Origin of the sequence: Kribbella sp. NPDC048915 (assembly GCF_040649595.1) — a bacterium.
GTDB lineage: Bacteria > Actinomycetota > Actinomycetes > Propionibacteriales > Kribbellaceae > Kribbella.
Genome location: NZ_JBEZFT010000012.1, coordinates 1 through 24,493 on the forward strand (window position 1 = coordinate 1; position 24,493 = coordinate 24,493).

A 24,493-nucleotide genomic window follows, 5' to 3' on the forward strand; every position below is an offset into this window, starting at 1 on the left:
GCCGCGCGCAGGATGCCGACCTCGGCCTGTTCACGGATCTGGACGTACTCGGCCGCCGCGGACAGCAGGTCCGCGGTGTCGAGCTCATCCAGATCTGATTCGAACATGTGTTCTAGTGTAGGTCACGGAATGGTCACACGCTAGCCAGATCAAGAGCCACGATGCCTTATATACAAGGCGATTCACGATGCGGGAGGTACGCGGCGCGACGGACCGTCGCGCCTGCAAAGTCTCAGGACATCGGTGACAGTCGGGGGCCATTGGTGATCCCCCGATTGTTCACCGTTGCGGCGTGCTCGGTGCGAGTCGGCGTGTTCGATGAGGAGCTTGCGCCGACGAGGTGTTGGACCCCTGTCAGGTAGCGCGCCGACGCAGAAACCCCGGCACGCACCTAGGGTGGGTGACCATGGGTGTGACGCCGGACGAACAGGCAGTGCTCGATCGCATCGACGCAGACCTCGTGGTGCGCGTGACGCAGGAACTGGTCCGGGCGCGCGGGCAGAACCCACCCGGCGAGGAAGCGGCGACCGTGGCCGTCCTCGCCGACGTGGCCCGCGAACTCGGGCTCGACATCTCCACGACGACGGTCGAACCAGGCCGGGACAACGTCTCGGTGACGCTTGCCGGTGGCAACGAGCCCGGACTGCTGCTGCTCGGTCACACCGACGTCGTACCGGTCGGCGACGGGTGGACGGTCGACCCGTACGGCGGCCTGCTGCGCGACGGCCGGATCTACGGTCGTGGTTCGTCCGACATGAAGGGCGGTCTCGCAGCCGCTGTCGCTGCATTGGCCGCCCTACGCGGCACCGACCTCCGCGGTCCGGTCGAGCTGGCCGCGGTGGTGGACGAAGAAGAGACCGGTAAGGGCATTCGCGCGTTCCTCACCGCAACGCAGCGGAAGTACGGCGGCTGCATCACCGCGGAGCCGACCGACCTGCAGACGATCATCGCGGCCCGCGGTGACTCGTACCTGCAGGTGTCGGTCCACGGCCGTGCCGCGCACGCCGGCCACCCCGACGGCGGCGCCAACGCGATCTACGGCGCGGCAGCTGTGGTGGCCGAGATCGAACGGCTGCATCACGAGCTGGCCGACGACCCGCATCCGCTGCTCGGCCCGGCCACGTGGAGCGTCGGCCAGATCAACGGCGGAACCGGCGGTTCGATCGTCCCGGCCGACTGTGTCGTGGTCGCGGACCGCCGCCTGCTGCCCGGCGAATCCCCGGCGGACGTCCTCGCCGACCTCGAACGCCGGGTAGCCGCTCTGCAGCTGGAGGACCGCGGCCTGACGGTCGAGCTCGCGATGCCGATGGAGATGCCGGCCTTCGAGACTGCGGAAGACCACGAACTGGTGACCATCACCGAGGAGTCCCGCTTCGACGCCGGCGGCCCACCACTCCCGCTCGGCGGCTGGACCGCGGCCTGCGACGGCGGGTACATCGCCCGCGACCTCGGCGTACCGGTCGTCGTCCTCGGCCCCGGTTCGGTCACCACCGAGGCTCACCGCGCCGACGAGTCCGTACCCGTCGCAGACCTCATCACCACCGCCCGCGCCTACACCCTCACCGCCCTGAGGCTGCTATGAGGTTGCTGCTGCACGGTGGTTCGGTCCTCGACGTCGCCGCCGGCCGGGTCCACCGAGCCGATGTCGTCCTGGAAGGCGATCGCATCGCCGACGTCGGCCTGGGGCTCGACGGCGATCAGGCGGTCGACTGCGCCAGTGGGCTGCCCGTGCCGGGCTTCATCGACTGCCACACGCACCTGTGCATCACCCAGACGCGGCAGGAGCCGTTCAAGCTGCCGCGGTCGGTCCGGCCGCTGTCCGCAGTCCCGGTTCTGCGGACGCTGCTCGGTCTCGGCGTCACGACGGTACGGGACGCCTGGGGCGCGGACGCCGGCGTACGGATGGCCGTCGAGAAGGGCTGGATCGATGGGCCGCAAGTGCTGCTCAGCCTGCGCCAGGTCGGGATCACGGGCGGTATCGGTGACCTGTGGGCGCCGCGCACCGGACCACTCGACTTCTTCGATGACCCTTCCCTCCCGGACCCGATCCCCAGCGACGCGGCGGTCGACGCGTCATGGTGCACGCGCACGGCGCGCGAGCGGTCGAGATGGCTGCCCGCGCCGGTGCCGGCAGCATCGAACACGGGACCCACCTGGACGAGGCCGCGGTCCAGGCGATGGCCGACTCCGGAACCTGGTACGTGCCGACCCTGTCGGTCACCCAGACCGACCCGAACTCCGTACCCGACGGGGCCGCCGACGCTCACCGCGAATCGATGCGCCTCGCGATCGCGGCCGGTGTCACCATCGCGATGGGCACCGACAACCCCGTCCGCCCGCACACCGAAGCCCTGTGGGAGCTGAGGCATCTGTCGGCCACCGGCCTGGGCGACGCCGGAGCGTTCCGCGCGGCAACCCTCGACGCGGCGCGGCTGCTCGGTCTCGCCGACGACCGCGGCGAGATCGCCCCAGGCAAACGCGCGGACCTGGTCGTCCTCACCGGAACCGACCTGGACTGCACCGCGCTCGACGCGAGAATCCGGCAGGTATTCCACAACGGCGCTGAGGTCACAACCGGCTGAACGACAGGGTCTCGCCCCGGGCGCCGCCCATCCACAGGTCCTGACACGCGGCGGCAAACTCCTCGAGGTTGGAGGTGACCGCACCGAAGACGTTGCCTGGCACCCAGCCCTGATCGCCGTTGATCAGCAGGTTGTTCCGCCCGTAGAACAACGCGAGGTCGACGATCGCGCCGGTCGTGCCAGTGCCGGTCGTGTTCTCGTACCCGTAGGCCGGGTTACCCAGATCGTCGGAGTCGAACGAGAACCAGCACAGATCACCCGGGATCGGCGTCACCGTCGTGTTCTCCTTGCCGGGATCGGCGGCGAACGCCGGCAGCAGCGTGTAGATCTCGTTGCGCGCGTACTTGCCGTGGAAGACCGGTGCCGACAGCGGCAGCGCGTCCCAGATCGCGGCGCAGGTCCGCGGCGCGACGTCGTCGAGCAGCTTCGCCACGCAGCTCACGCCGCGCTTGTCCAGGCTGACCGTGATCTGCTTCATCGTGCCTCCAGGGTCGGGGTACGCCGATGCCAGTCGGTCGCCGCCTGATACGCCTGACCGACGCGCAACGTCAGCGCATCGGCATGCCGCGGTCCGACGATCTGCAGCCCGACCGGCAGACCAGCCGTCGTGAAACCGCACGGGACACTCAGCGCCGGCTGTTGCGTGAGATTGAACGGATACGTGTACGGCGTCCAGGAGGTCCAGTCCGGCGACGACGACCCGTCCGGCACGTCCTGCCCGACCGGGAACGCGGTGATCGGCAGCGTCGGCGTGACGAGGACGTCGTACCGCTCGTGGAAGCGCCCCATCCTCGTGCCGAGCTCCATCCGGACGGACGTCGCATCGAGGAAGTCCGACGCCGAGTACGCCGACCCGAGCTCGGTCACCCGCCGCAGCCCGGGGTCGACGCGGTCGTCCACGGTGTACTGCGACAGCACCTTCGCAGCGCCCGACCACCACAGCACGTTGAACGCGTCGATCGGGTCCGCGAACCCGGGATCCACCTCGGTCACCTGCGCACCGAGCCCCGCCAGGATCTCGACCGCCGCGCGCACCAGTGCCTCGACCTCGGGCTCGTTACGCACGTACCCGAGGTTCGGCGAGAACGCGATCCGCAGCCCGGCCACCCCGTCGTCCAGCCCGTCCAGGAACGACTCGCGCGGCGTCGGCATCGCCGACCAGTCCCGCGCGTCGAACCCGGTGACCACGTCCAGCAGCGCCGCCGCGTCGCGCACGGTCCGCGTCATCGGCCCTGCGTGCGACAACGTGCCGAAGGCACTCGGCGGATACAGCGGGATCAGCCCGTACGTCGGCTTCAACGCGACCGTACCGGTGAACGCCGCCGGGATCCGCACCGAGCCGCCGCCGTCAGTGCCGAGCGACCACACGCCCATCCCGAGCCCGACCGCGGTCGCCGATCCGCCACTCGACCCGCCCGGCGTGCGCGTCGGGTCCCACGGATTACCGGTCGCGCCGTAGGTGAACGAGTCGGTGACGCCCTTCCACGAGTACTCCGGGGTGGTCGTCTTCCCGAGAATGACCGCACCCGTCCCGCGCAGCCGCGCGACGGACGGCGCGTCCTCGTCCCACGGACCGGCCGGGTCGATCAGCGTGCTGCCGCGCAGCGTCGGCCAGCCCTTCGTCCACAGCGCGTCCTTGATCGACGTCGGTACGCCGTCGCCAGGGCCGAGCGGCGTACCGGCATGCCAGCGGGACTCGGATTCCTTCGCCGCAGCGAGTGCGCCCTCGGCATCGACCAGGACGAACGCGTTGACCTGGTCGTCGTACTGCTCGATCGCATCCAGTGCCGCCTGCGTCGCCTCGACCGGCGACAGGTCGCCGGTCCGGTACCCCTCGACCAGCTCGGTTGCCTCGATCATCGATCTCCCGTCGGGACGTAGCCAAGTTTCTTGTCGACGACGTTGCGCAACGGCCGGCCGGCCAGCCACCGCCGGAGGTTGTCCACGAACTGGGCCGAGAGCGTGTCCCGCCAGCCGGCCACATCGCCGCACATGTGCGCGGTGATCGTGACGTTGGGCGCGTCCCACAGCGGATGGTCCGGCGGCAGCGGCTCGGTGTCGAACACGTCGAGCGTGGCGGCGACCCGTCCGCTCATCACCTCGGTGAGCAACGCCGCTTCTTCGACGATCGGACCGCGGGCGATGTTGACCAGGTGCGAGCCGGACCGCAGCGCCGCGAGTACTTTCGCGTCGACCAGGCCACGCGTCGACGGGGTCAGCGGGGCCGCGATCACCAGGTGGTCGGCCCAGCCGGCCTCCGCCGGCAAGTTGCTGCTGGCAACGACGGTGCCGAAGTCCGGGTCGTCCCCTCGTGCGACCCGGCCGGCACCGCGCACCTCCATCCCGGCCGCGCGCAGCAGCCGGGCCGTCTCCCGGCCGATCGCGCCGGTTCCGACGATCAGCGCCTTCGCGCCCAGGATGCTCCGGGTCTCGCGGTGCTCCCAGCGATGGGCGCGCTGCAGGTCGTAGTTGCGCAGGCTCTCCTTGGCGTGCGCGATCACCGCACCGAGCACGTACTCTGCGATCGGCCGGTCGAAGACGCCGTGCGCGTTGGTGACCACGACCGCGGAGTTCCGCAGTTCGTCGAAGAGCAGTGTGTCGACACCGGCCGCGGTGACATGGATCCACTCCAGCGCGTCGGCGGCCGGCCAGGCGTCGCGGACCGCCCGCGAGAAGTAGTCCCAGAGCAGCAGCGCGTGGGCGCCGCGCAGCGCCGCGGGCAGCCCGTCCGCCACGCAGTACCGGAACTCGGCCGGCAGCCCGTCGAGACCCGGCGGGCGGTCGTCGGCGTGCTCGCAGAGCACCGCGACCACGGGTCGGCCGGCGCGGGGCGGCGAGGTGGCTGGCACGCCTTCGAGGCTAGGAACTCGCTAGTAGGATTGTCAACAATCTCCCGGGACCGCACACTGACTGGCATGAGCGCACGTCCCAGCACGCACCCGATGCCGGCGGCGGTACCGCCCGTGCTGCAGACCGGCGTCGGCGTGGTCGCGCCGTACGACTTCGCCCTCGACCGCGAGCTGTGGCGCTGGGTCCCCGACGACGTCTCGCTGCACGTCACGCGGACGCCGTACGCGCCGATGGCGGCCACCGTCGAGATGGCGTTGCACATCTCGGATCCGGAACTGATCGCGCGGACGACGTACAACGTGCTGCCGGTCGGACCACTCGTCGTCGCGTACGCGTGCACGTTCGGCAGCTTCGTCGGCGGGCTGCCTGGTGAGCAAGCGCTCGTGGACGCGATGGTCGGCGCCGGCGCACCGGCCGCGGTGACGACCAGCGGCGCGCTGCTGCTCGCGCTGCGCCGGCTCCGGGTCAGTCGGATCGCGACCGTCACGCCGTACACGAACGACCTGACCGCGGGGCTGACCGCGTTCCTCGGACAGGCCGGGATCCAGGTGATGGCGACCGCGGGGCTCGGGCTGATCGCGCAGATCTGGGCGGTCCCGTACGAGACAACCGTCGAGCTGGTGCGCAGCGTCGACAGCGACGCGGTCGAGGCGATCTTCATCAGCTGCACGAACCTGCCGACGTACGACGTGATCGCCGGGCTGGAGGCGACGCTCGACAAGCCGGTGCTGACCGCCAACCAGGTGACGATGTGGTCCGCCCTCGAACTGGCCGGACATCAGGCCGTCGGCCCGGGCCAAAGATTGCTGACCACCCGATGCACGAGCGCCCGATGAACGAGCATGCGGCCCGCCTGGCGAAGGTGCGCGCCGTCCTGGCCGAGCGTGGTCTGGGTGCGCTCGTGGTCAGCGACCCGGCGAACCTGTACTACCTGACCGGTTATGACGCGTGGTCGTTCTACACGCCGCAGTGCCTGCTGGTCCCGGCCGATGGTGACGTGCAGTTCTTCGCGCGGGCGATGGACGCGGCGGGCGCGCCGTACACCTGCGACCTCCGCCCCGACCAGATCCACGGCTATCCCGAGGCGCTGGTGCATCGGCCCGACGTCCATCCGTACGACTGGATCGCGGCCGTCTGCCACCAGCTGATCCCACCCGGCGCGGACGTCGCGGTCGAGAGCGACGCGCACTACTTCAGCGCTCGCGGGTATCTTGCCCTCAGCAACGGTCTGGCCGGCCGCCGGCTGGTCGACTCGGCCGAGCTGGTGAACTGGGTTCGCCTGGTCAAGTCCCCCGCCGAGCTCGAGCACCTCCGGATCGCGGGAACGATCGCCGAGCAGGCGATGCGGGTCGCGCTCGAGCGGGTCCGGCCGGGGCGACGGCAGTGTGACGTCGTGGCCGAGATCCTCGCCGCGCAGGCCGTCGGCACCTCCGAGCACGGCGGTGAGTACCCGGCGATCGTGCCGATGCTGCCGACCGGCGACGCCGCCGGGACACCGCACCTGACCTGGAGCGAGCGTCCGTTCGCCGAGAACGAGGCAACCACCGTCGAGCTGGCCGGCGTCCACGGCCGGTACCACGCACCGCTGGCCCGGACCGTGATGCTCGGCGACCCGCCGCGGCGTCTCCGGGAGACCGCGAAGATCGTTGCCGAAGGCATGCAGGCGGCGCTGGCGACGATCCACCCGGGGGTGACCGGCGGCGAGGTCCATGCCGCCTTCCACGCGGTGATCGCGGCCCACGGGCTGGTGAAGGAGTCCCGGATCGGGTACTCGATCGGTATCGGGTACCCGCCGGACTGGGGCGAACGCACCGTGAGCCTGCGGCCGGAGGAGACCACGGTGCTGACCGCGGGGATGGCGTTCCACGTGATCCTCGGGATGTGGATGGACGGCTGGGGCTACGAGCTGTCCGAGCCCGTCGTGGTCAGCCCGGACGGCATGGAACGGCTGACCGGCTTGTCCCACGAACTGACGATCAGGAGGTAGGCCCTTGTCCGCACTCCCGTACGCCGCCCGCGCCGGTGGACTGGTCGGTTCGGTGATCGACTCGAGTACCTCGCTGTTGCACAAACAGACGCACGACATCGTCCGCTTCGCGATGGGATCGCCCGCGGCCGAGGCGGTCCCGGCGCAGGTCCTGTCCGCGATCGCATCCGATCAACTGAGTCGGCCGGACGCCTACGACTACGCGGCAACCGAGGGCGACCCGCCGCTGCACGCCGCGCTGCTGGAGATGCTGCGCGGCACGAGCGACGAGACGACCGCGGACCGGCTGACGATCACAGCCGGGGGCATGCAGGGTCTCGACCTGTTCGGCAAGATCTTCGTCGACCCGGGCGATCTCGTGGTCGTCGAGTCGCCGACGTACACCAACGGCAGCGCGACCGCGCTCTCGTACGGCGCCGAGCTGCTCGAGGTTCCGGTCGACGGCGACGGCATGCTGGTCGACGAGCTGCCGCGCCTCCTCAACGGCCGCACACCGAAGGCGATCTACACGATCCCGACATTCCAGAACCCGTCCGGCGCGACGCTGTCCCTGGAGCGTCGGCACCGGCTGCTGGAGCTGGCGCGCTCGTGGGGATCGATGGTGATCGACGACGACCCGTACGGCCTGCTGCGGTTCGCCGGTGATCCGCTGCCGACACTGCGCGAGCTCGGTGCGGGTGATCCGCTCGTCTTCGCCGTACGGACGTTCTCGAAGATCGTGGCGCCCGGACTGCGCGTCGGCTGGGTGGACACCGACCCCGAGCTGCAGCCGCTGCTGATCAACGCCAAGCAGGCGATGGACACCTGCACGAACCTGCCTGCGCAGCGCTTGCTGACCGGATTCCTCACCGGCGGCCACCTCGAGAAGCATCTGGTCACGCAGCGGGCGGAGTACAGGCGACGCAAGGAGGCGATGCACGCAGCGTTGCGCGAACACTTCGGCGACATCGGGCACTGGACCGATCCGGAAGGCGGCTTCTTCCTGTGGGTCACGCTGGACAACGGCGTCGATACCGAGGAACTGTTCGAGGTCGCGCTCGCCGAAGGTGTCGCGTTCATCCCCGGCCCCGCCTTCTCCCCCACCGGCCGCTTCCAGAACGCGTTCCGCCTCTGCTTCGCCTCCACAGCCCCCGACCGGATCACCGAAGGTGTCGTGCGCCTCCGCCGAGCAGTCGACAAGCTGGCCTAAGCACCCAATGCGTCAGCCAGCACTTGCGCCAGATGCCGGGGTACCCGTTGCGTGCCGTGCGCGATCTGGGTGCGGCAGCTGAAGCCGTCGGCCAGCACGGTGGTGGTCTCAGGCAACGACCGTACGGCGGGCAGCAGCGCGCGCTCACCCACCGCGAGGGACACGTCGTAGTGCTCGCGCTCGAACCCGAAGTTGCCGGCCAGCCCACAACAGCCGGGGTCCGCCAGACGAGAGTCGATCCCGGCTGCCCCCAGCAGCGCGCGGTCCGCGTCGAACCCGAGCACCGCATGCTGGTGACAATGCGGTTGGACAAAGGCCGCTCCGCCGACCTGCGGCGGCTGCCAGCCGGAGTCGACGAGCAGCTCCGAGAAGGTCCGGATGTTCGCGGCCGCCGACGGGGCGAGGGTGTTGTCCGCCAGGAGCGCGGGCGCGTCGTGGCGGAAGGCCGCCGTACAGCTGGGTTCGAGACCGACGATCGGCGTACCCGTTTCCAGGTGCGGCGCGAGGACACGGAGCGATCTCTCCAGGACCCGGCGCGCGGTGGTGAGCTGACCGGTCGAGATCCAGGTCAGCCCACAGCAGACCGGCTTGTCCGGAAGGACGACCTCGAAGCCGGCCGCCTCCAGCACTTCGGTCGCGGCCCGCCCGATCTCCGGCACGAAGTAGTCGGTCAAGGTGTCCGGCCACAGCAGCACCTGCCGCCCCTGGCCAGCGGGCTGGCGTCGACGGGCGAACCACTGAGTGAAGGTCTCCTCGGCGAAGCGCGGCACCGCACGCTCGGCGGCGATTCCACCCAGCCGCTTGGTCAGCCCCGACCCGGCGAAGCGGTTCGCCAGCCGCGGCGCACGGGACGCGAACCGCGCCCACAACGGCAGCCACCCCATCGACCAGTGCGACAGCGGCCGCGCCCACGGACGACGCGCGTAGTGGTGCTGGGTGAACTCGGCCTTGTACGTCGCCATGTCGACGTTGACCGGACAGTCCGACAGACATCCCTTGCAGGACAGGCACAGATCGAGTCCGTCGCGGACCTCGGTCGACCGCCAGCCGTCGGTGATCAGGTCGCCCTGCAACATCTCCCACAGCAGGTGCGCCCGACCGCGCGTCGAATGCAACTCGTCCTTCGTCACCTGATAGCTCGGGCACATCACGCTGCCCGACGACTGCCGGCACTTGCCGATCCCGACACAGCGTCGCTGCGCCTGGGCGAAGCTGTGAGCGTCGTCCGGGTAGTCGAAGACCGTCGGCAGCAGCCGCTCCTTGGCCGGGCCGTCGTGCCGGATCGCGAGATCCAGCGGCGGCGGGTCGACGATCATCCCCGGGTTCATCACCCCCGCCGGATCCCAGATCCGCTTCAGCTCGCCGAACAGCGCCACCCCGTCGGCGCCGTACATCTTGCCGAGCAGCTCACCGCGCGCCCTCCCGTCACCGTGTTCGCCGGACACCGACCCGCCGAGCTCGACCACCAGGTCCGCGGCCTGCTCGACGAACTCGCGGTACGTCGCGATCCCCTGCGGACTCAACAGGTCGAAGTCGATCCGCATGTGCATGCAGCCCTCGCCGAAGTGCCCGTACGACGCACCCGACAGTCCATGCCGTCCGAGCAGGTCGTCCAGACCGCGCAGGTACACACCGAGCCGCTCCGGCGGTACGGCGGCATCCTCCCAACCGCCCCACGCCTCGGCCCCGTCCGCGCGCCGGGTCGCCAGACCGGCGGCGTCCGTACGGCAACGCCACAGCACCGCCTGCGCCCTCGCGTCGGTGACCAACGACGCGGTCGCTCCGGAGTCGCGCAGTTCGTCGAGCATCGCGCGCGCCGCTGCGGCCGCCGCCTGCTCGTCCTCGCCACCGATCTCGACCAGCAGCCAGGCGTTCCCGGCCGGGAGACCGGCATGAATCGCGGCGTCGCGGACCTCGGTCGGCAGCCGGTCGACCAGCGTGCTGTTGATCGACTCCATCGTCAGCGGCGTGTGCCGCAGCACGATCGGTACGCAGTCGGCCGAGGTGATCGAGTCGGTGAACCCGAGCACACACAGCACCTTGGCCTTCGGCAACTCCATCAGCCGGACCGTCGCACGCAGGGTCGCGGCGAGCCCGCCCTCACTCCCGGCCAGCAGACCGGCGACGTTGTACCCGTACTCCGGCAGCAGCCGGTGCAACGCGTACCCGGAGATCTGCCGCGTGAACTGCCCGAACCGCCGCCGGATCAGCAACTCGTGCCGCTGCACGAACGCCTGCAACGCCCGATGCAACTCGCCCTCGCGCCCAGGCCGCGCAGCCAATGCCTCCGTCGACCCAGCTGCTTCCAGGGTCAGCCGCGTTCCGTCGGCGAGGACGACGTCGAGCGAGCGGAGGTTGTCGGCTGTCGTGCCCCAGGCGACCGAATGCGCGCCGCAGGCGTTGTTCGCGATCATGCCGCCGAGCGTCGCGCGACTGGCCGACGAAGGATCGGCCCCGAACGCCAACCCGTACGGCTTGGCTGCGGCCAGCAGGTCAGTGAGCACGACGCCGGGCTCGACCACCGCGGTGCGACCCTCGGCGTCGAGGTCGAGAATGCGGTTCACGTGCCGGGAGGCGTCGATCACGACACCTCCACCCCCGACACTCCCGATCGCGTTGCCCGCCATCGACGTACCGCCGCCGCGCAGCACCACCGGCACCCCGGCCGCAGCGGTGGACGCGACCGCGGTCGCGAGATCCTCCACGTCGGCGGGGACGACGACCAGGTCCGGTACGGCGCGGTAGTTCGAGCCGTCCGCGGCGTACAGCGCCCGCGTCCGCCGGTCGGCACGGACCTCGCCCCGGAGCTCCCGCCGCAGCGTCGCGACCAGCCGCGTGACGTCGTACGCCATGGCACCGGTCCGGCTGCGCTCTGGGGTTAACATTGTCGACAATCTACCTTTCCTTGGATCCAGGCAGGAGGCCCGATGGTCACGGTAGGACTCCTTTACCCCGGACACAGCGCGGAGGACGACTACCCGGCGCTCGAGGCCCGGCTCGACGGCGCGGTGAAGCTGCCGGTCGTCATCACCTCGGTCGGCGAGGACGCGCATCGCGTGGACGCGCTGCTCGACCTCGGCCGGGCGGAGCGCCTCGCCGAGGGCGCCGCGGAGCTGAAGCCCGCCCGTCCCGACGCGGTGATGTGGGCGTGCACCTCGGGCAGCTTCGTGTTCGGGCGCGAGGGCGCGAACATCCAGGCTGCTGGTGTCGCGCAGGCGCTCGGAGTCCCTGCCTCCTCCACCTCGATCGCGTTCGTCGACGCGTGCCACGCGCTCGGCGTCCGGCGGGTCGCGGTCGCCGCGTCGTACCCCGAGGACGTCGCCCAGCACTTCGTCCGGTTCCTGACCGCGGGCGACGTCGACGTGGTGTCGATGGGCAGCAACGGCATCGTCACCGCCGCGGAGGTCGGGACGCTCGCACCGGGCCAGGTGCTGGCGATGGTGCAGGCGGCCGATCACCCGGAGGTCGAGGCGGTCCTGGTCCCGGACACCGCGATGCACACGCTCGGGATCGTCGACGACCTCGAGGCCGCGGTCGGCAAGCCGGTGCTGACCGCGAACCAGGTGACGGTCTGGAAAGGTCTGCAACTCACCGGCGCGGTACCGTCGGTGCCGAACTTGGGGACGTTGTTCGCCGGCCCGAGACCAACCGCCGGGAAGACATCGACGAGGGGGAACACGAGGTGACCAGTTTCATCGAGCCGCTGGCCCAGGAGTCGACGCCGAGCATCATCGCCGACAAACTGCGCAAGGCCATCGGCCACGGGGAGCTGAAGCCCGGCAGCCAGCTCGGCGAGGCCGAGCTGGCCCGCAAGCTCGGCGTCAGCCGCGGACCGCTGCGCGAGGGCATGCAGCGGCTGACCCAGGAGGGGTTGCTGATCTCGATCCGCAACCGCGGGCTGTTCGTCATCGACATGACGCCCGACGACATCCGCGACATGTACCTGGCCCGCGAGGCGATCGAGCGCGCCGCGGCCCGCAAGCTGTTCCTCGACGGCAACCACGAGGCGGCCGGCGCGGCGCTGCTCGCGATCGTCGACCGGATGGCGGCCGCCGAGGGCGACCCGGCGGCGGTCGGCGAACTGGACATCGCGTTCCACGAGCTGCTCGTCCGGACGGCCGGCAGCCCACGGCTGTCCCGGATGCACCAGACGTCGATCGTCGAGACCCGGATGTGCATCCACGCCCTGGAGGAAACCTACGCGGCCTCCGACCTTCGCGCGGGTGAGCACGCCCAGCTCGCCGAAGCGATCCGGACCGGCGACGCCGACCGCACCGACGAGCTGCTGCGCGCCCACATGGACGACGCCATTCAAAGGTTGGTCAACCGCTGACTGCCTTGCTCAGCTGACCGCGATCCCGATGTACTTGGTCTCGAGGAATTCGTCGATCCCGACCGCACCGCCTTCGCGGCCGAGCCCGGACTGCTTCACGCCGCCGAACGGCGCGGCCGGGTTCGACACGACGCCCTGGTTCAGGCCGACCATTCCGGTCTCGATCGCCTCGGCGACCCGCAGCGCGCGCCGCAGGTCGTTGGTGAACACGTAGGCGACCAGTCCGTACTCGGTGTCGTTCGCCGCGCGCAGCACCTCGTCCTCGGCGCTGAACGGCGTGAGCGGCGCGACCGGCCCGAAGATCTCCTGATCGGCCATCGCCGCCTCCCGCGGTACGCCGGTGAGCACCGTCGGCGGATAGAAATACCCGCCGCCACCCGTCGGAGCCTCACCGCCGGTCAGGACGGTGGCGCCACGGCCGACCGCGTCCGCCACCAGCGAGCGCACCTTCTCCAGACCCGCTTCGTCGATCAGCGGACCGACGTCGACCCCGGCTTCGGTGCCGCGGCCGACCGTCAAAGCACCCATCCGCTCCGCGAGCCGGCGGCCGAACTCGTCGATCACCGACGCGTGCACGAAGATCCGGTTGGCCGCCGTACAGGCCTCGCCCATGTTCCGCATCTTCGCCGCGAACGCACCGGCCACCGCCTCGTCCAGGTCCGCGTCCTCGAACACGATGAACGGCGCGTTGCCGCCGAGCTCGAGCGACGTCCGCAGCACCTTCTCGGCGGACTGCTCGAGCAGGATCCGACCGACCTTCGTCGAGCCGGTGAACGACAGCTTCCGGGCCAGACCCGAGCGGATCAGCGGCTCCATCACGCCGCCGGCGTCCATCGCGGTGATGCAGTTGACGGCACCCGCCGGTAGGCCGGCCTCGGCCAGGATGCCCATCAACGCGAGCATCGACAGCGGCGTCTGGTGGGCGGGCTTGATGACACTCGTGCACCCGGCCGCGATCGCCGGGCCGAGCTTGCGGGTGCCCATGGCCATCGGGAAGTTCCACGGCGTGATGAGCAGGCACGGACCGACCGGCTGCTTGGTGATCAGGAACCGCGCGTTGCCGGCCGGAGCGGTCTGGTACCCGCCGTCGATCCGTACCGCCTCGCCGGCGAAGTGCCGGAAGAACTCGGCCGCGTACGCGATCTCGCCGCGCGCCTCGGCCAGCGGCTTGCCCATCTCCAGCGTCATCAGCAGCGCCAGGGCGTCCACGCGGTCCATCAACAACCGGTACGCCGTCATCAGCAAGTCGGCGCGATCGCGCGGCGACGTCCGCGCGAAGGCGGGCTGCGCGGCGACCGCGGCCTCGAGCGCGGCCCGGCCGTCCGCCGGAGTCGCGTCCGCGACCGCGCACAGCACCTTGCCCGTCGACGGGTCCACGACCTCGAACGTCGCACCCCGGGTGGCGTCGACCCAGCGGCCGTCGATGAACAGTTGCTTTCCGACCGCCTCGACCACTCTCGACTCGTCCATTTCCACCCCTTCACCGACTCTGGACGCTGAGATACGCTGATTGTCGACAATCTACCATCCATCGGTGGGAGGGACAGTCCGTGGCCGAGCTCTCGCAGATCCTCAAACAGGCGACCGGCGTGGTGGTGGCGCGGGGTGCGGGCGTCCAGCTGTTCGACGAGGACGACCGCAGGTACCTGGACTTCACCGCCGGTATCGGCGTCACCTCGACCGGGCACTGCCATCCGCGGGTGGTCGCGGCCGCCCAGGAGCAGGTCGCCAAGGTCATCCACGCGCAGTACACGACCGTCATGCACCGGCCGCTGCTCACGCTGGTCGAGCGCCTGGGCGACGTCCTCCCCCGGCACCTGGACCGGATGTTCTTCGCGAACTCGGGCAGTGAGGCGATCGAGGCGGCGCTGCGGCTCAGCCGCCAGGCAACCGGGCGCCCGAACGTGATCGTGTTCCACGGCGGCTTCCACGGCCGGACCGTCGCCGCGGCCTCGATGACCACGTCCGGGACGAAGTTCCGCTCCGGCTTCAGCCCACTGATGGCCGGCGTCCACGTGTCGCCGTTCCCCGATCCGGGTCATTTCGGCTGGCCGGTCGAGCAGGCCACGGACTTCGCGCTCAGCCAGCTCGACTACACGCTGCAGACACTGAGTACGCCAGCCGACACCGCCGCGTTCTTTGTCGAACCGGTGCTCGGCGAAGGCGGATACGTCCCCGCGAACGAGCGATTCTTCACGGGCCTGCGCGAACGGGCCGACGCACACGGCATCCTGCTCGTGGTGGACGAAGTACAGACCGGCTTCGGCCGGACCGGCAAGTTCTGGGGCGGCGACCACTTCGGATCACATCCCGACGTCCTCGTCACCGCGAAGGGCCTGGCGTCCGGCTTCCCGTTGTCCGGCATCGCCGCGTCGTCGGAGCTGATGGCCAAGGCGTGGCCCGGCTCCCAGGGCGGAACGTACGGCGCGAACGCCGTCGCCTGCGCGGCCGCACTCGCGACCCTCGACGTGATCGAGGACGAAGGGCTGGTGCAGAACGCCGCCGACCGCGGCGCCCAACTCAAGCAGGCGCTGCAACTGGTCGCCGACAAGCACGACCAGATCACTGACGTCCGCGGACTCGGCCTGATGATCGGCAACGAGTTCCGCAACGCCGACGGCAAGCCGGACCCGGTGACGGCAACCGCGGTCCAGCAGGAGGCGGCGCGCCGCGGTCTACTGCTGCTCACGTGCGGGGCGTGGGGTCAGGTCGTGCGCTTCATCCCGGCCCTGGTCGTGTCTCCCGACGAGATCGACGAAGCCACCGCGATCTGGTCCGACGCCGTCGGCGCCGTCCTCGACTGACTCCGGCCCGCCGCTTCCCCCGAGGGCACGGCGGGCCGGGTCCCGCTTCAGGCCTTCGCGTGAGCCGGTTCGAGGGCCACCGGCGGCGGTGCATCCTCGGTGCCCGGGATCTCGGTGCCGTTCAGCGGGCACCGCGTCGTCTCGGGCATCTTGAGCAGCGCGATGGCGCCCACCACACAGGCCGCCATCATGTAGTACGCCGGTACCAGCGAATCGCCGGTCTTGGCGGTCAGCCAGTCGTTGACCGCGGGCGCCGTACCGCCGAACAGCGACGTCGACACGTTGTACGCGATCGCGAATCCGGCGTACCGGACGTGGGTCGGGAACATCGCCGGGAAGGTCGCGGAGATGGTCGCGAGCTGCGGCACGTACAGCAGACCGAGGACCGCGAACCCGACGATCGCGCCGAGCACGTTCGTGCCCATCAGCAGGAACATCGGGATCCCGAACACGAACAGACCACTCAGCGAACCCCACCACAACGGCTTGCGCCCGAAGCGGTCCGAGGCCCGGCCGGCGAGCGGGACGAAGACCATCATCGACAGCATCCCGATGATGGGGACCACCAACGACAGGTCGGCACTCAGGCCGATCTCCTTCTCCAGGTACGTCGGCATGTAGGTGAGCAGCGTGTAGTTGACGACGTTCAGCGCGATCACCAGACCGCCGAGGCGCAGGATCGGCTGCCAGTAGCCGGCCAGCAGGTCCTTGAACTGGGTCGCGGTCTCCTCTTCCTTCTGGCCCTTCTCCTCGAGCTCCCGGAACACCGGGGTGTCCTCGAGCCGGGACCGCAGGTAGACACCGACCAGACCGAGCGGTGCGGCGACCAGGAACGGCAGGCGCCAGCCCCAGGCATGCATGGCGTCGTCACCGAGCACCAGCGAGAAGCCCAGCATCAGCAGCGCGCCGAGCGAGAAGCCGGCCAGCGTGCCGAACTCCAGGAAGCTGCCGAGGAACCCGCGGCGGCGGCTCGGCGCGTACTCGGCCATGAAGGTCGCGGCACCGCCGTACTCGCCACCGGTCGAGAAGCCCTGCACCATCCGCAGCAGCACCAGCAGGATCGGTGCCCACAGGCCGATCGAGTCGTACGACGGGACCAGACCGGCGAGCAGGGTCGCGCCGGACATCATCAGGATCGTGATCGCCAGCACGTGTTTGCGGCCGAGGCGATCACCGAGCGGACCCCAGACCAGGCCGCCGAGCGGCCGGACCAGGAACGACACGGCGAACGTCATCAGCGCGAGCAGCGTCTGGCTCTCGGTGTCGCCGGGGAAGATCGCGGCCGAGATGTAGGTCACGCCGTACGCGTAGATGCCGTAGTCGAACCACTCGGTGGCGTTGCCGATCGCCGACGCGGCGATGGCCTTCTTCAGCACGCCGGGCGGCGGCTCCTTCTCGACGGTCGCGGGTGGATTCTCGGCGTCCACGGTCTTCCTCCTGTCATTCGTACGGCCTCACTCGGGTGCCCCGCCCGCGCCACATCCACACGCCGAGAACTCAGTCGTAGTTTTGTTGACAATCCGAAGGTTAACCAAGTGCGCTCCCGGGCCACAACCGATCGACCTCAGTCGCGACTGACGAATCCCTCCTGCACCAGCCAGTCCATCGCCACGTCGGCCGGCTCCCGGCCGTCCACGTCGACCTGCGCGTTCAGCTCGATCAGCACCTCGTCGGTGAGCTTGTCCGACACCGGCTGCAACAGGTCCCTGAGCTGCGGATACTCGGCCAGCACGTCCTTGCTGATCACCGGCGCCACGTTGTACGCCGGGAAGTACGCCTTGTCGTCCTCGAGCACGACCAGATCGAGCGACTTGATCCGTCCATCGGTGGTGAAGATCTCACCGAACCGGCAGTCACCGTTCTCGGTCGCGGCGTACACCGCGCCGGTGTCGAGGGTGCGGATGTTGTCCCGCGGTACGCCGGAGCCCAACGGGATCCCGTAGTGCTTGAGCATCGGCTCGAAGCCGTCGTTGCGGTTGGCGAACTCGGACTCGACGCAGAACGTCCGCTCCTTCGCCGGCAGCGACTCGATCTGCGAGAGCTTCGTGACCTTCGTACGCTCGGATTCCTCGCGGGTCATCGCGAAGCCGTAGCTGTTGTTCATCGGCGCCGGCTTCAGCCAGATCAGCCCGTACTTCTGCTCGTCCTCCCGGCGTACGGCGTCGTACTGCTGCTGTTTGTCCGGGATGCCGGTGTCGTGGCCGAGGTACGAGATCCAGGCCGTCCCGGTGTACTCCCAGGCCATCTGGATCTGACCCTGGATCATCGCCTGCCGGGACGTGTCACTGCCGGGCATGTTGGTGAGATCCTTCACCTCGGCACCCGCCGACTGCATCAGGATCGCGGCGATCTTGCCGAGGATCAGCTGCTCCTGGAAGCTCTTCGAACCGATCGCGATGGTCAGGCCGTCGAGGTTCTTCACCGACGAGAGCGGACCCTGCAACGCGCCGGTGGGCACGAAACCGCCGCTGGTCCCGAGGCCGCACCCGGCCAAGATCATCACGAGCGCGGACGCTGCCGCGACGAGCCGCTTCATTCGAGTCCCCTCGGTCGGGTCACTTCTTCCAGCACCCGGCCCGCCCAGTCGATGAGCAATGCGAGCGCCGCGACCAGCAGCGCGCCGCTGATCAGGACCGGGTACCGCAGCAGGCGGATCCCGGTGGTGATGAGACTGCCCAGTCCCCCGGCGTCGATGAACGTGGCGAGCGTCGCCGTACCGACGACCAGCACCAAGGCGGTGCGGATACCGGCCATGATCACCGGCACGGCGAGCGGCAGCTCGATCCGGCCGAGGACTGCGGCACCGGACATGCCCATGCCGCGACCGGCCTCGACCAGCGTCGGGTCGACGCCCTGCAGTCCGACGATCGTGTTCCGCAGTACCGGCAGGATCGCGTACAGGCAAAGCGCCAGGATCGCGGTCCAGAAGCCGAACCCGAGCCAGATCGCGAGCAGCACGATCAGGCCGATCACCGGGGCCGCCTGACCGGCGTTCGCGAACGCGACCACGATCGGAGCCGCCCGCCGCGACCGCCGCCGGGTCAGCAGGATCCCGAGCGGTACGGCGACCACGAGCACGATGACGGTGGCAACGACGGTCAGTTGCAGGTGCTCGATCGTCAGCCGGCCGACCAGTTTCCAGTCGAGCTGACGCTGCTCGATCGAGTCCAGCTCGGCCTGCGAGCGCCAGATCGCCCAGCCCGCCACAACGACCGCGACGAACAAGGGCTGGCCGATCAGCAGACCCCAGGACGGCCGTCGGGTACGGCTCGAGGCCAGGCCGGCGGCCTTCGCCTTCGCGTCGGCGAGGTTCTCCTTGGGCTGGACGTCAGGTCCGGGATCGACGGCGGTCACGGCGCGCCCTCCTGGAGACGGGCGATCACGGTCTGGAAGTCGACCACGCCGAGGTACTCGTCCCGGCGGCCGGTGACCACCGCGCTGCCGTGGCTGGACATCAGCATCGTGTCCAGCGCGTCGTTCAGCGTCGCGCGCCGGTCGATCGTCACCAGGTCGGTGTCCTCGTCCGGCGGCGGCACGCTGTCGACCTCCGACAGGTCGTCGGTCCACATCCAGTCCACCGGGCGGCGCCGCCGGTCGAGCACGACCACGGACTCGTCACCGGCGGCCTGCGCGGCCCGCAGTACCTCGGACGCCGGGGCGCCGACCTCAGCGACCGTCGGCTGGCTGAGCTCGATCTCACTCACCCGGCTGAGCGTGAGCTGCTTGAGCGCCGCGCCCGCGCCGACGAAGTCCGCGACGAACCGGTCGGCCGGGTTCGCCAGGATCGCCTCCGGGGTGTCGTACTGCGCGATCTTCGCGCCCTCGGTGAGGATCAGGATCCGGTCGCCGAGCTTCACCGCCTCGTCGAAGTCGTGCGTGACACAGACGATCGTCTTGCGCAGTTCCTCCTGGATGCTGAGCAGTTCGTCCTGCAACCGTTGCCGGGTGATCGGGTCGACGGCGCCGAACGGCTCGTCCATCAGAATCACCGGCGGGTCGGCCGCCAGTCCGCGGGCGACGCCGACGCGCTGCTGCTGACCGCCGGACAGTTCCCGCGGGTAGCGCCCGCGGTACCGGGCCGGGTCGAGGCCGACGAGTTCGAGCAGTTCGTCGACGCGTTCGGCCGTACGGCGTTTGTCCCAGCCGAGCAGCCCCGGGACCAGCGCGATGTTCTGCGCGACCGTCATGTGCGGGAACAGGCTGCCGCCCTGGATCACGTACCCGATCCGGCGGCGCAGGTCGTCGTCGTTACTGCGGCTGACGTCCTCGCCGCCGATCCGGATGCTGCCCGAGGTCGGCTCGATCAGCCGGTTGATCATCTTCAGCGATGTGGTCTTGCCGCAGCCGGACGGGCCGACGAACATCACGATCTCACCGGCCGGGATGTGCAGCGAGAGGCCTCCGACGGCCGGCTTCTTCTGCCCGGGGTAGCGCTTGACGACGTCGGTCAGCTCGATGTCGACCCCGCTGACCTCCGGTTCGGCCGCGGTGCCGGTCACGGGTGTGGTGGCAGCTGTGGTTTCGATTTCAGGCACGGATACCCCTCGAGGTGGTCAGGCGGCCGACGAGCAGCAGCAGTGCGTCCAGGACAAGAGCGAGCAGGACCACGCCGATTGTGCCGACCAGCGCGGAGTTCAGGGCGTTCTTGCCGCCGATCTGGGTGAGGCCGGTGAAGATGAAGCTGCCCAGCCCGGGGCCGAGCACGTACGCCGCGATCGCCGCGATGCCCATCGACATCTGCGCCGAGACCCGGACGCCGGCCAGGATCACCGGCCAGGCCAGCGGCAGCTCGATCCGCAACAGCGTCCGCGCGGCGCCCATCCCCATCCCGCGCGCCGACTCGATCAGCGTCGCGTCGACGCCGGCCAGCCCGACGACGGCGTTGCGCAGGATCGGCAGGCACGCGTAGAACGTGACGGCGACCACCGAGGTCGCCGTACCGATGCCCGCGATCGGGATCATCAACCCGAGCAGCGCGAACGACGGGATCGTCAGCCCCACCGCGCTGACCCCGCCCGCCAGCGCGGCGATCCGGGGATTGCGGTGCACGACGACGGCCAACCCGACTGCGATCACCGTGGCGAGCAACACGCACTGGATGACCAGGCTCAGGTGCTGATAACTCTGGTAGAGGAGCTGGGAGTATCTCTCACTGATGTAGTCCCACACGTGGGACCGGGTACCCAACAAGTGTTGGATTCACTCATCGGGACGCTCGTCCCACGATCCGGACATGACGAAGCCCCCGGTCACCGCGTCGGTGACCAGGGGCTTCGAGGTGCTCTAGGTCGGGCTACACCCTCAGTTGAACGAGTCGCCGCAGGCGCAGGAGCCGGTGGCGTTCGGGTTGTCGATCGTGAAGCCCTGCTTCTCGATGGTGTCGACGAAGTCGATCGTCGCGCCCTTCAGGTACGGCGCGCTCATCCGGTCGGTGACGACGTTCACGCCGCCGAAGTCGGCCACCACGTCCCCGTCGAGCTGCCGCTCGTCGAAGAACAGCTGGTACCGCAGTCCGGAGCACCCGCCGGGCTGCACGGCGACCCGCAGCGCGAGGTCGTCGCGGCCTTCCTGGTCGAGCAGCGCCTTCACCTTGGCGGCGGCCCCGTCGGTGAGGAGAACGCCCGTCGCCGTCGTGGCCTGCTCGGTCTGCGCTTCAGTCATCCCTGACTCCAGTCATCTACTCAAGTGCCGGGCGCCCACTCCCCGGCACGGAAGTCTCTTGTCAACACTGGCCAACAGCGGTCGGCCGGCGCTCATTCCCATGGTCGCACACCAATTTCACAGATCAACGACCCTGGTCACACCCCGAACCCGGCCGACCCGTCCGCGTGACCACGCTCCGCTACCAGTGCCTTCGTACGGTCACCGGTCGTTGTTATCGCGCCCACGTCCGGGCGACCCGCTCGGCGACCGCGGCGAGCGAACCGTGCGGGTCCGCGAAGGCCCGCTCCTCACCGACCGCGTCGACCAGCGCGTACGCCGATTCGACGCCCATCGAACGCATCTCGCGGGAGCCGATCAGGACCTTCCCGGCCAGCACCACACAGGGTCGCATCGCGTCGTTCGCGACCTTGGCGACGCCGGCGATCACCTTCCCGTCGCGGGACTGGAAGTCGAACGCGCCCTCACCGCTCAGCACCAGATCCACCTGCGATGCCTTCTGCCGGAGCCCGGTGAGCTCGGCGACCAGGTCGATCCCGGAGACCCGCTCGGCACCGAGCAGCAGCAACGCGTACCCGAGCCCGCCCGCCGCCCCCGCGCCCTTCTGGTCCGCGGTCTTCCGGCCGGCCAGCTCGGCGAAATGCGTCAGCCAGCCGTCGACGACCGGCTTGCGCTCGTCGGTGATCCCCTTCTGGGTACCGAACACGTTGGTCGCGCCACGCAGCCCGAGCATCGGGTTCTCGACGTCGCTTGCGGCGACGAACTCGACACCGGCCACCCGCTCCAGCGCCGGCGCGAGGTCGACCGAGGTCACGTCGGCCAGGCCCGCGGCACCGGCATCCAGCGCGCCGCCTTCCGCCGTCGCGCCGAGCGCGGCGAGCAGGCCCGCGCCGGCGTCGTTCGTCCCGGAGCCGCCGAGGCCCAGCACGATCCGCCGCGCACCGGCGTCCACCGCCGCGGTGATCAGCTGCCCCACGCCGTACGTCGTCGCGTCCTCGGGGCGGCGCTGCTTCGGTTCCACCAGGTGCAGCCCGCACGCCTGCGCGGTCTCGACGTACGCCGTCTCCCCCGCCAGCAGCACCGTCGCCGGGGTTTCCTCGCCGAGCGGGCCCCGGACGGTGACCGAGAGCAGCTTGCCGTCCACCACCGCGGACAGGACGTCGATGAACCCCGGGCCGCCGTCGGCCATCGGCGCGACCAGCACCTGGGCCTCCGGGTCCCGGCGTCGCCAGCCCTCCTCGATGGCCGCCGCGGCCTCCACGGCGGTCAGCGTGCCCGCGAACTTGTCCGGCGCAATCAGAATCCGCATGGCGACATCCTCTCCCACCGGCTTCGGCTGACGACGGCCAGTGCCACCAGGTGGATCGACGGCACGGGGTTGACGGGTGAGGTGGGTGAGCCAGGTTGTGAAGATCGAGCGGGCGCGAGCTGCGAGTTCGGGGCCGTGGAGCTGTGCGTCGGCCCGGATGACGGCCGGATCGATGCCGTGGCTCGCGAGTTCGTGGGCGTGGCCGACGAGCCAGCGTTCGATCCGGGTGTGGTCGGCTTCGAGATGGAACTGCAAGCCGAGCAGGTTCGGTCCGGCAAACGCCTGGTTCGGGTACCCCGGTGTCTCCGCGAGCCGGACCGTGCCCTGCGGGATCTCGAACGCGTCGCCGTGCCAGTGCAGCACCGGCGTACCGGCGAGCAGACCCAACGCGCTCTGCCGTCCGGACTCCGTGAGCGCAAGCGGCGCGTAGCCGATCTCCACCCGGCCTGTGGGCGTGACGGACGCACCCAGGGCGGCGGCCATGAGCTGAGCGCCGAGGCAGATCCCCAGCGTGGGCCGACCGCGCTCCAGCCGCGCCGCGATCGCGCGCATCTCCGGGAGCAGGAACGGATACCGCGCGGCATCGTTCACCCCGATCGGGCCGCCGAGAACGACGACGAGATCGGCGTTCAGCATCGCGGCCTCGTTCAGGCTGTCCACTCCGGCGTCGAGGTAGCGGATGCCGTAACCGAGGTCGGTCAACAGCGGGCCGAGCAGACCGAGGTCCTCAAACGCGACATGCCGGATCACCAGCGCGGTGCACTCCGCCTTCGGACCGGCCCCCTCGGTACCACCGCGGCTCAAGGCTCCAGCACCAGCTTCACGCCAGGCGACGCTGCTTGCCTGCCCCAAGCCTCGGCGACGCGAGCCAGCGGCAACGTTTCCAGCTCCACTCGCAGCCGATCGGCCATCACATGCTCGGCAAGTGCCTGGTACGCCGCACGCTTCTCGGGCCACGGGATGGCGTAGATCGTGTACCCGAGGATGCTGGCCGTGCTCCTGCGCACCAGGCCGGCAGGTAGTTCGAGCGTCTCGCCGCCCGACGAGCCGATCTGTACCAGCCGCGCCCCGTCCGCCGCGCAGGCAAGGGCCGCCTGGGCGGCGAGCCCCCACACCGGATCGAGAATCACGTCGTAGCCACGCGGAGCGCCCGCCTGCAGTCCCGACACCAGGGTTGCGAGCTCCGCGCTGTCCAGCCTGATCACCTGATCGGCGGCGGCGAGGGCGGCCGAGCTCATGACGGCAGGGTTCCGCGTCGCGGCCACGACCCGTGCCGCCCCCATGATCTTGGCAATCTGTACGGCGAACTGTCCGACCGCACCGCCCGCACCGAGCACCAGCACCGACTCGCCGGAGCGCAAGCCGCCACGCCTGCCGAGCGCGTCCCAGGCCGCGAGCCCCGCGACGCCGAGTGTGGCCGCGACCGGATCGGCCAGTCCGTCCGGGATCTCCACAAGATGGGCGTCGTCCACTGCGGTCAGCTCGGCGAAGGCACCGCCGAGCGGCCCGCGCTCGTACCAGACGCGTCGGCCTGCTTCGAAGGCCGCACTACGGAGCACGCTGCCCACGCCTTCCGCCCCGGCGACGTACGGCGGGTCCGGAGCTCCGAAGTAGTAGCTGCCGGCGGCCATCTTCAGGTCGACGGGATTGACTGCGGCGGCCAGGTTGCGGATCAGCGCCTGCCCGGCGGCCGGCTCCGGCTCCGCCCACTCCGACAGCGCGGGGACCTGACCATAGGCGTGGACAACTGCGGCATCCATCGGTACTCCGTTCAGCGT

22 protein-coding genes are annotated in these 24,493 nt (G+C 70.1%); 8 read left to right on the plus strand and 14 right to left on the minus strand.

Annotated features, from left to right (window positions below; genetic code table 11):
* Positions 1-406: 406 nt before the first annotated feature.
* Positions 407-1,582 (plus strand): M20 family metallopeptidase, encoded by a 1,176-nt coding sequence (locus AB0B82_RS09250; RefSeq protein ID WP_360164382.1) that lies wholly within the window; start codon positions 407-409, stop codon positions 1,580-1,582.
* Here the strand turns inward: AB0B82_RS09250 and AB0B82_RS09255 are convergent.
* The gene (locus AB0B82_RS09255) at positions 1,552-1,752 is read right to left on the minus strand and encodes a hypothetical protein (protein ID WP_360164384.1); all 201 of its coding nucleotides are present in this window, start codon (positions 1,750-1,752) and stop codon (positions 1,552-1,554) included. The genes AB0B82_RS09250 and AB0B82_RS09255 overlap by 31 nt on opposite strands.
* Before the next feature lie 323 nt (positions 1,753-2,075).
* On the opposite strand from AB0B82_RS09255, the gene AB0B82_RS09260 reads away from it, so the two are divergent.
* Positions 2,076-2,582, plus strand: a complete 507-nt coding sequence (locus AB0B82_RS09260) for an amidohydrolase family protein (RefSeq protein ID WP_360164386.1) — start codon at positions 2,076-2,078, stop codon at positions 2,580-2,582.
* On the opposite strand, the gene AB0B82_RS09265 is transcribed toward AB0B82_RS09260, so the two are convergent.
* The 3 genes from AB0B82_RS09265 to AB0B82_RS09275 are packed head-to-tail and all read right to left on the minus strand — an operon-like array spanning position 2,569 to position 5,431.
* Positions 2,569-3,060 (minus strand): DUF3830 family protein, encoded by a 492-nt coding sequence (locus tag AB0B82_RS09265; RefSeq protein ID WP_360164388.1) that lies wholly within the window; start codon positions 3,058-3,060, stop codon positions 2,569-2,571. The genes AB0B82_RS09260 and AB0B82_RS09265 overlap by 14 nt on opposite strands.
* Positions 3,057-4,442, minus strand: a complete 1,386-nt coding sequence (locus AB0B82_RS09270) for an amidase (RefSeq protein ID WP_360164390.1) — start codon at positions 4,440-4,442, stop codon at positions 3,057-3,059. The genes AB0B82_RS09265 and AB0B82_RS09270 overlap by 4 nt, the downstream gene beginning before the upstream one ends.
* A complete protein-coding gene (locus AB0B82_RS09275; RefSeq protein ID WP_360164392.1) occupies positions 4,439-5,431 on the minus strand; it encodes a D-2-hydroxyacid dehydrogenase in 993 nt (330 codons plus the stop codon). The genes AB0B82_RS09270 and AB0B82_RS09275 overlap by 4 nt, the downstream gene beginning before the upstream one ends.
* Positions 5,432-5,497: 66 nt before the next feature.
* On the opposite strand from AB0B82_RS09275, the gene AB0B82_RS09280 reads away from it, so the two are divergent.
* The 3 genes from AB0B82_RS09280 to AB0B82_RS09290 are packed head-to-tail and all read left to right on the plus strand — an operon-like array spanning position 5,498 to position 8,608.
* Entirely contained in the window at positions 5,498-6,268 is a 771-nt protein-coding gene (locus AB0B82_RS09280) for an Asp/Glu racemase (RefSeq protein WP_360164394.1), read from the plus strand.
* Complete coding sequence (locus AB0B82_RS09285; RefSeq protein ID WP_360164396.1) at positions 6,265-7,419, plus strand: M24 family metallopeptidase; 1,155 nt, start codon at positions 6,265-6,267, stop codon at positions 7,417-7,419. Before AB0B82_RS09280 ends, AB0B82_RS09285 begins: the two co-directional genes overlap by 4 nt.
* A 4-nt stretch (positions 7,420-7,423) precedes the next feature.
* On the plus strand, positions 7,424-8,608 hold the full coding sequence (locus AB0B82_RS09290) for a PLP-dependent aminotransferase family protein (protein WP_360164398.1): 1,185 nt from the start codon (positions 7,424-7,426) through the stop codon (positions 8,606-8,608).
* Here AB0B82_RS09290 and AB0B82_RS09295 read toward each other — a convergent pair.
* The gene (locus AB0B82_RS09295; RefSeq protein ID WP_360164400.1) at positions 8,605-11,493 is read right to left on the minus strand and encodes an FAD-linked oxidase C-terminal domain-containing protein; all 2,889 of its coding nucleotides are present in this window, start codon (positions 11,491-11,493) and stop codon (positions 8,605-8,607) included. The two genes, AB0B82_RS09290 and AB0B82_RS09295, sit on opposite strands and share 4 nt — an antisense overlap.
* A 42-nt stretch (positions 11,494-11,535) precedes the next feature.
* Between AB0B82_RS09295 and AB0B82_RS09300 the strand changes: the two genes are divergently transcribed.
* Both AB0B82_RS09300 and AB0B82_RS09305 read left to right on the plus strand, forming a co-directional pair.
* The gene (locus tag AB0B82_RS09300) at positions 11,536-12,294 is read left to right on the plus strand and encodes a maleate cis-trans isomerase (RefSeq protein WP_360164402.1); all 759 of its coding nucleotides are present in this window, start codon (positions 11,536-11,538) and stop codon (positions 12,292-12,294) included.
* On the plus strand, positions 12,291-12,941 hold the full coding sequence (locus tag AB0B82_RS09305) for a GntR family transcriptional regulator (RefSeq protein WP_360164404.1): 651 nt from the start codon (positions 12,291-12,293) through the stop codon (positions 12,939-12,941). The genes AB0B82_RS09300 and AB0B82_RS09305 overlap by 4 nt, the downstream gene beginning before the upstream one ends.
* Positions 12,942-12,950: 9 nt before the next feature.
* Here the strand turns inward: AB0B82_RS09305 and AB0B82_RS09310 are convergent, their stop codons facing one another.
* Complete coding sequence (locus AB0B82_RS09310) at positions 12,951-14,411, minus strand: NAD-dependent succinate-semialdehyde dehydrogenase (protein ID WP_360164406.1); 1,461 nt, start codon at positions 14,409-14,411, stop codon at positions 12,951-12,953.
* 80 nt (positions 14,412-14,491) lie between these two features.
* Here AB0B82_RS09310 and AB0B82_RS09315 point away from each other — a divergent pair, with 80 nt between their 5' ends.
* Positions 14,492-15,745 (plus strand): aspartate aminotransferase family protein, encoded by a 1,254-nt coding sequence (locus AB0B82_RS09315; protein WP_360164408.1) that lies wholly within the window; start codon positions 14,492-14,494, stop codon positions 15,743-15,745.
* A gap of 47 nt (positions 15,746-15,792) precedes the next feature.
* Here the strand turns inward: AB0B82_RS09315 and AB0B82_RS09320 are convergent, their stop codons facing one another.
* From AB0B82_RS09320 to AB0B82_RS09355, 8 genes are all read right to left on the minus strand, one after another.
* The gene (locus AB0B82_RS09320; RefSeq protein WP_360164410.1) at positions 15,793-17,172 is read right to left on the minus strand and encodes an MFS transporter; all 1,380 of its coding nucleotides are present in this window, start codon (positions 17,170-17,172) and stop codon (positions 15,793-15,795) included.
* Positions 17,173-17,309: 137 nt separating this feature from the next.
* Positions 17,310-18,281, minus strand: a complete 972-nt coding sequence (locus tag AB0B82_RS09325) for a glycine betaine ABC transporter substrate-binding protein (RefSeq protein ID WP_360164412.1) — start codon at positions 18,279-18,281, stop codon at positions 17,310-17,312.
* Complete coding sequence (locus AB0B82_RS09330; RefSeq protein WP_360164414.1) at positions 18,278-19,099, minus strand: ABC transporter permease; 822 nt, start codon at positions 19,097-19,099, stop codon at positions 18,278-18,280. Before AB0B82_RS09330 ends, AB0B82_RS09325 begins: the two co-directional genes overlap by 4 nt.
* Positions 19,096-20,280: an ABC transporter ATP-binding protein gene (locus AB0B82_RS09335; protein ID WP_360164416.1), complete on the minus strand. Its 1,185-nt coding sequence runs from the start codon at positions 20,278-20,280 to the stop codon at positions 19,096-19,098. Before AB0B82_RS09335 ends, AB0B82_RS09330 begins: the two co-directional genes overlap by 4 nt.
* Positions 20,273-20,914, minus strand: a complete 642-nt coding sequence (locus AB0B82_RS09340) for an ABC transporter permease (RefSeq protein WP_360164418.1) — start codon at positions 20,912-20,914, stop codon at positions 20,273-20,275. The genes AB0B82_RS09335 and AB0B82_RS09340 overlap by 8 nt, the downstream gene beginning before the upstream one ends.
* A gap of 132 nt (positions 20,915-21,046) precedes the next feature.
* Positions 21,047-21,406 (minus strand): iron-sulfur cluster assembly accessory protein, encoded by a 360-nt coding sequence (locus AB0B82_RS09345; RefSeq protein WP_360164420.1) that lies wholly within the window; start codon positions 21,404-21,406, stop codon positions 21,047-21,049.
* A 214-nt stretch (positions 21,407-21,620) separates the two neighbouring features.
* Positions 21,621-23,519: a glutamine amidotransferase gene (locus AB0B82_RS09350; protein ID WP_360164422.1), complete on the minus strand. Its 1,899-nt coding sequence runs from the start codon at positions 23,517-23,519 to the stop codon at positions 21,621-21,623.
* Positions 23,516-24,475: a zinc-binding alcohol dehydrogenase family protein gene (locus AB0B82_RS09355; protein ID WP_360164424.1), complete on the minus strand. Its 960-nt coding sequence runs from the start codon at positions 24,473-24,475 to the stop codon at positions 23,516-23,518. The genes AB0B82_RS09350 and AB0B82_RS09355 overlap by 4 nt, the downstream gene beginning before the upstream one ends.
* Between the last annotated feature and the right edge of the window lie 18 nt (positions 24,476-24,493).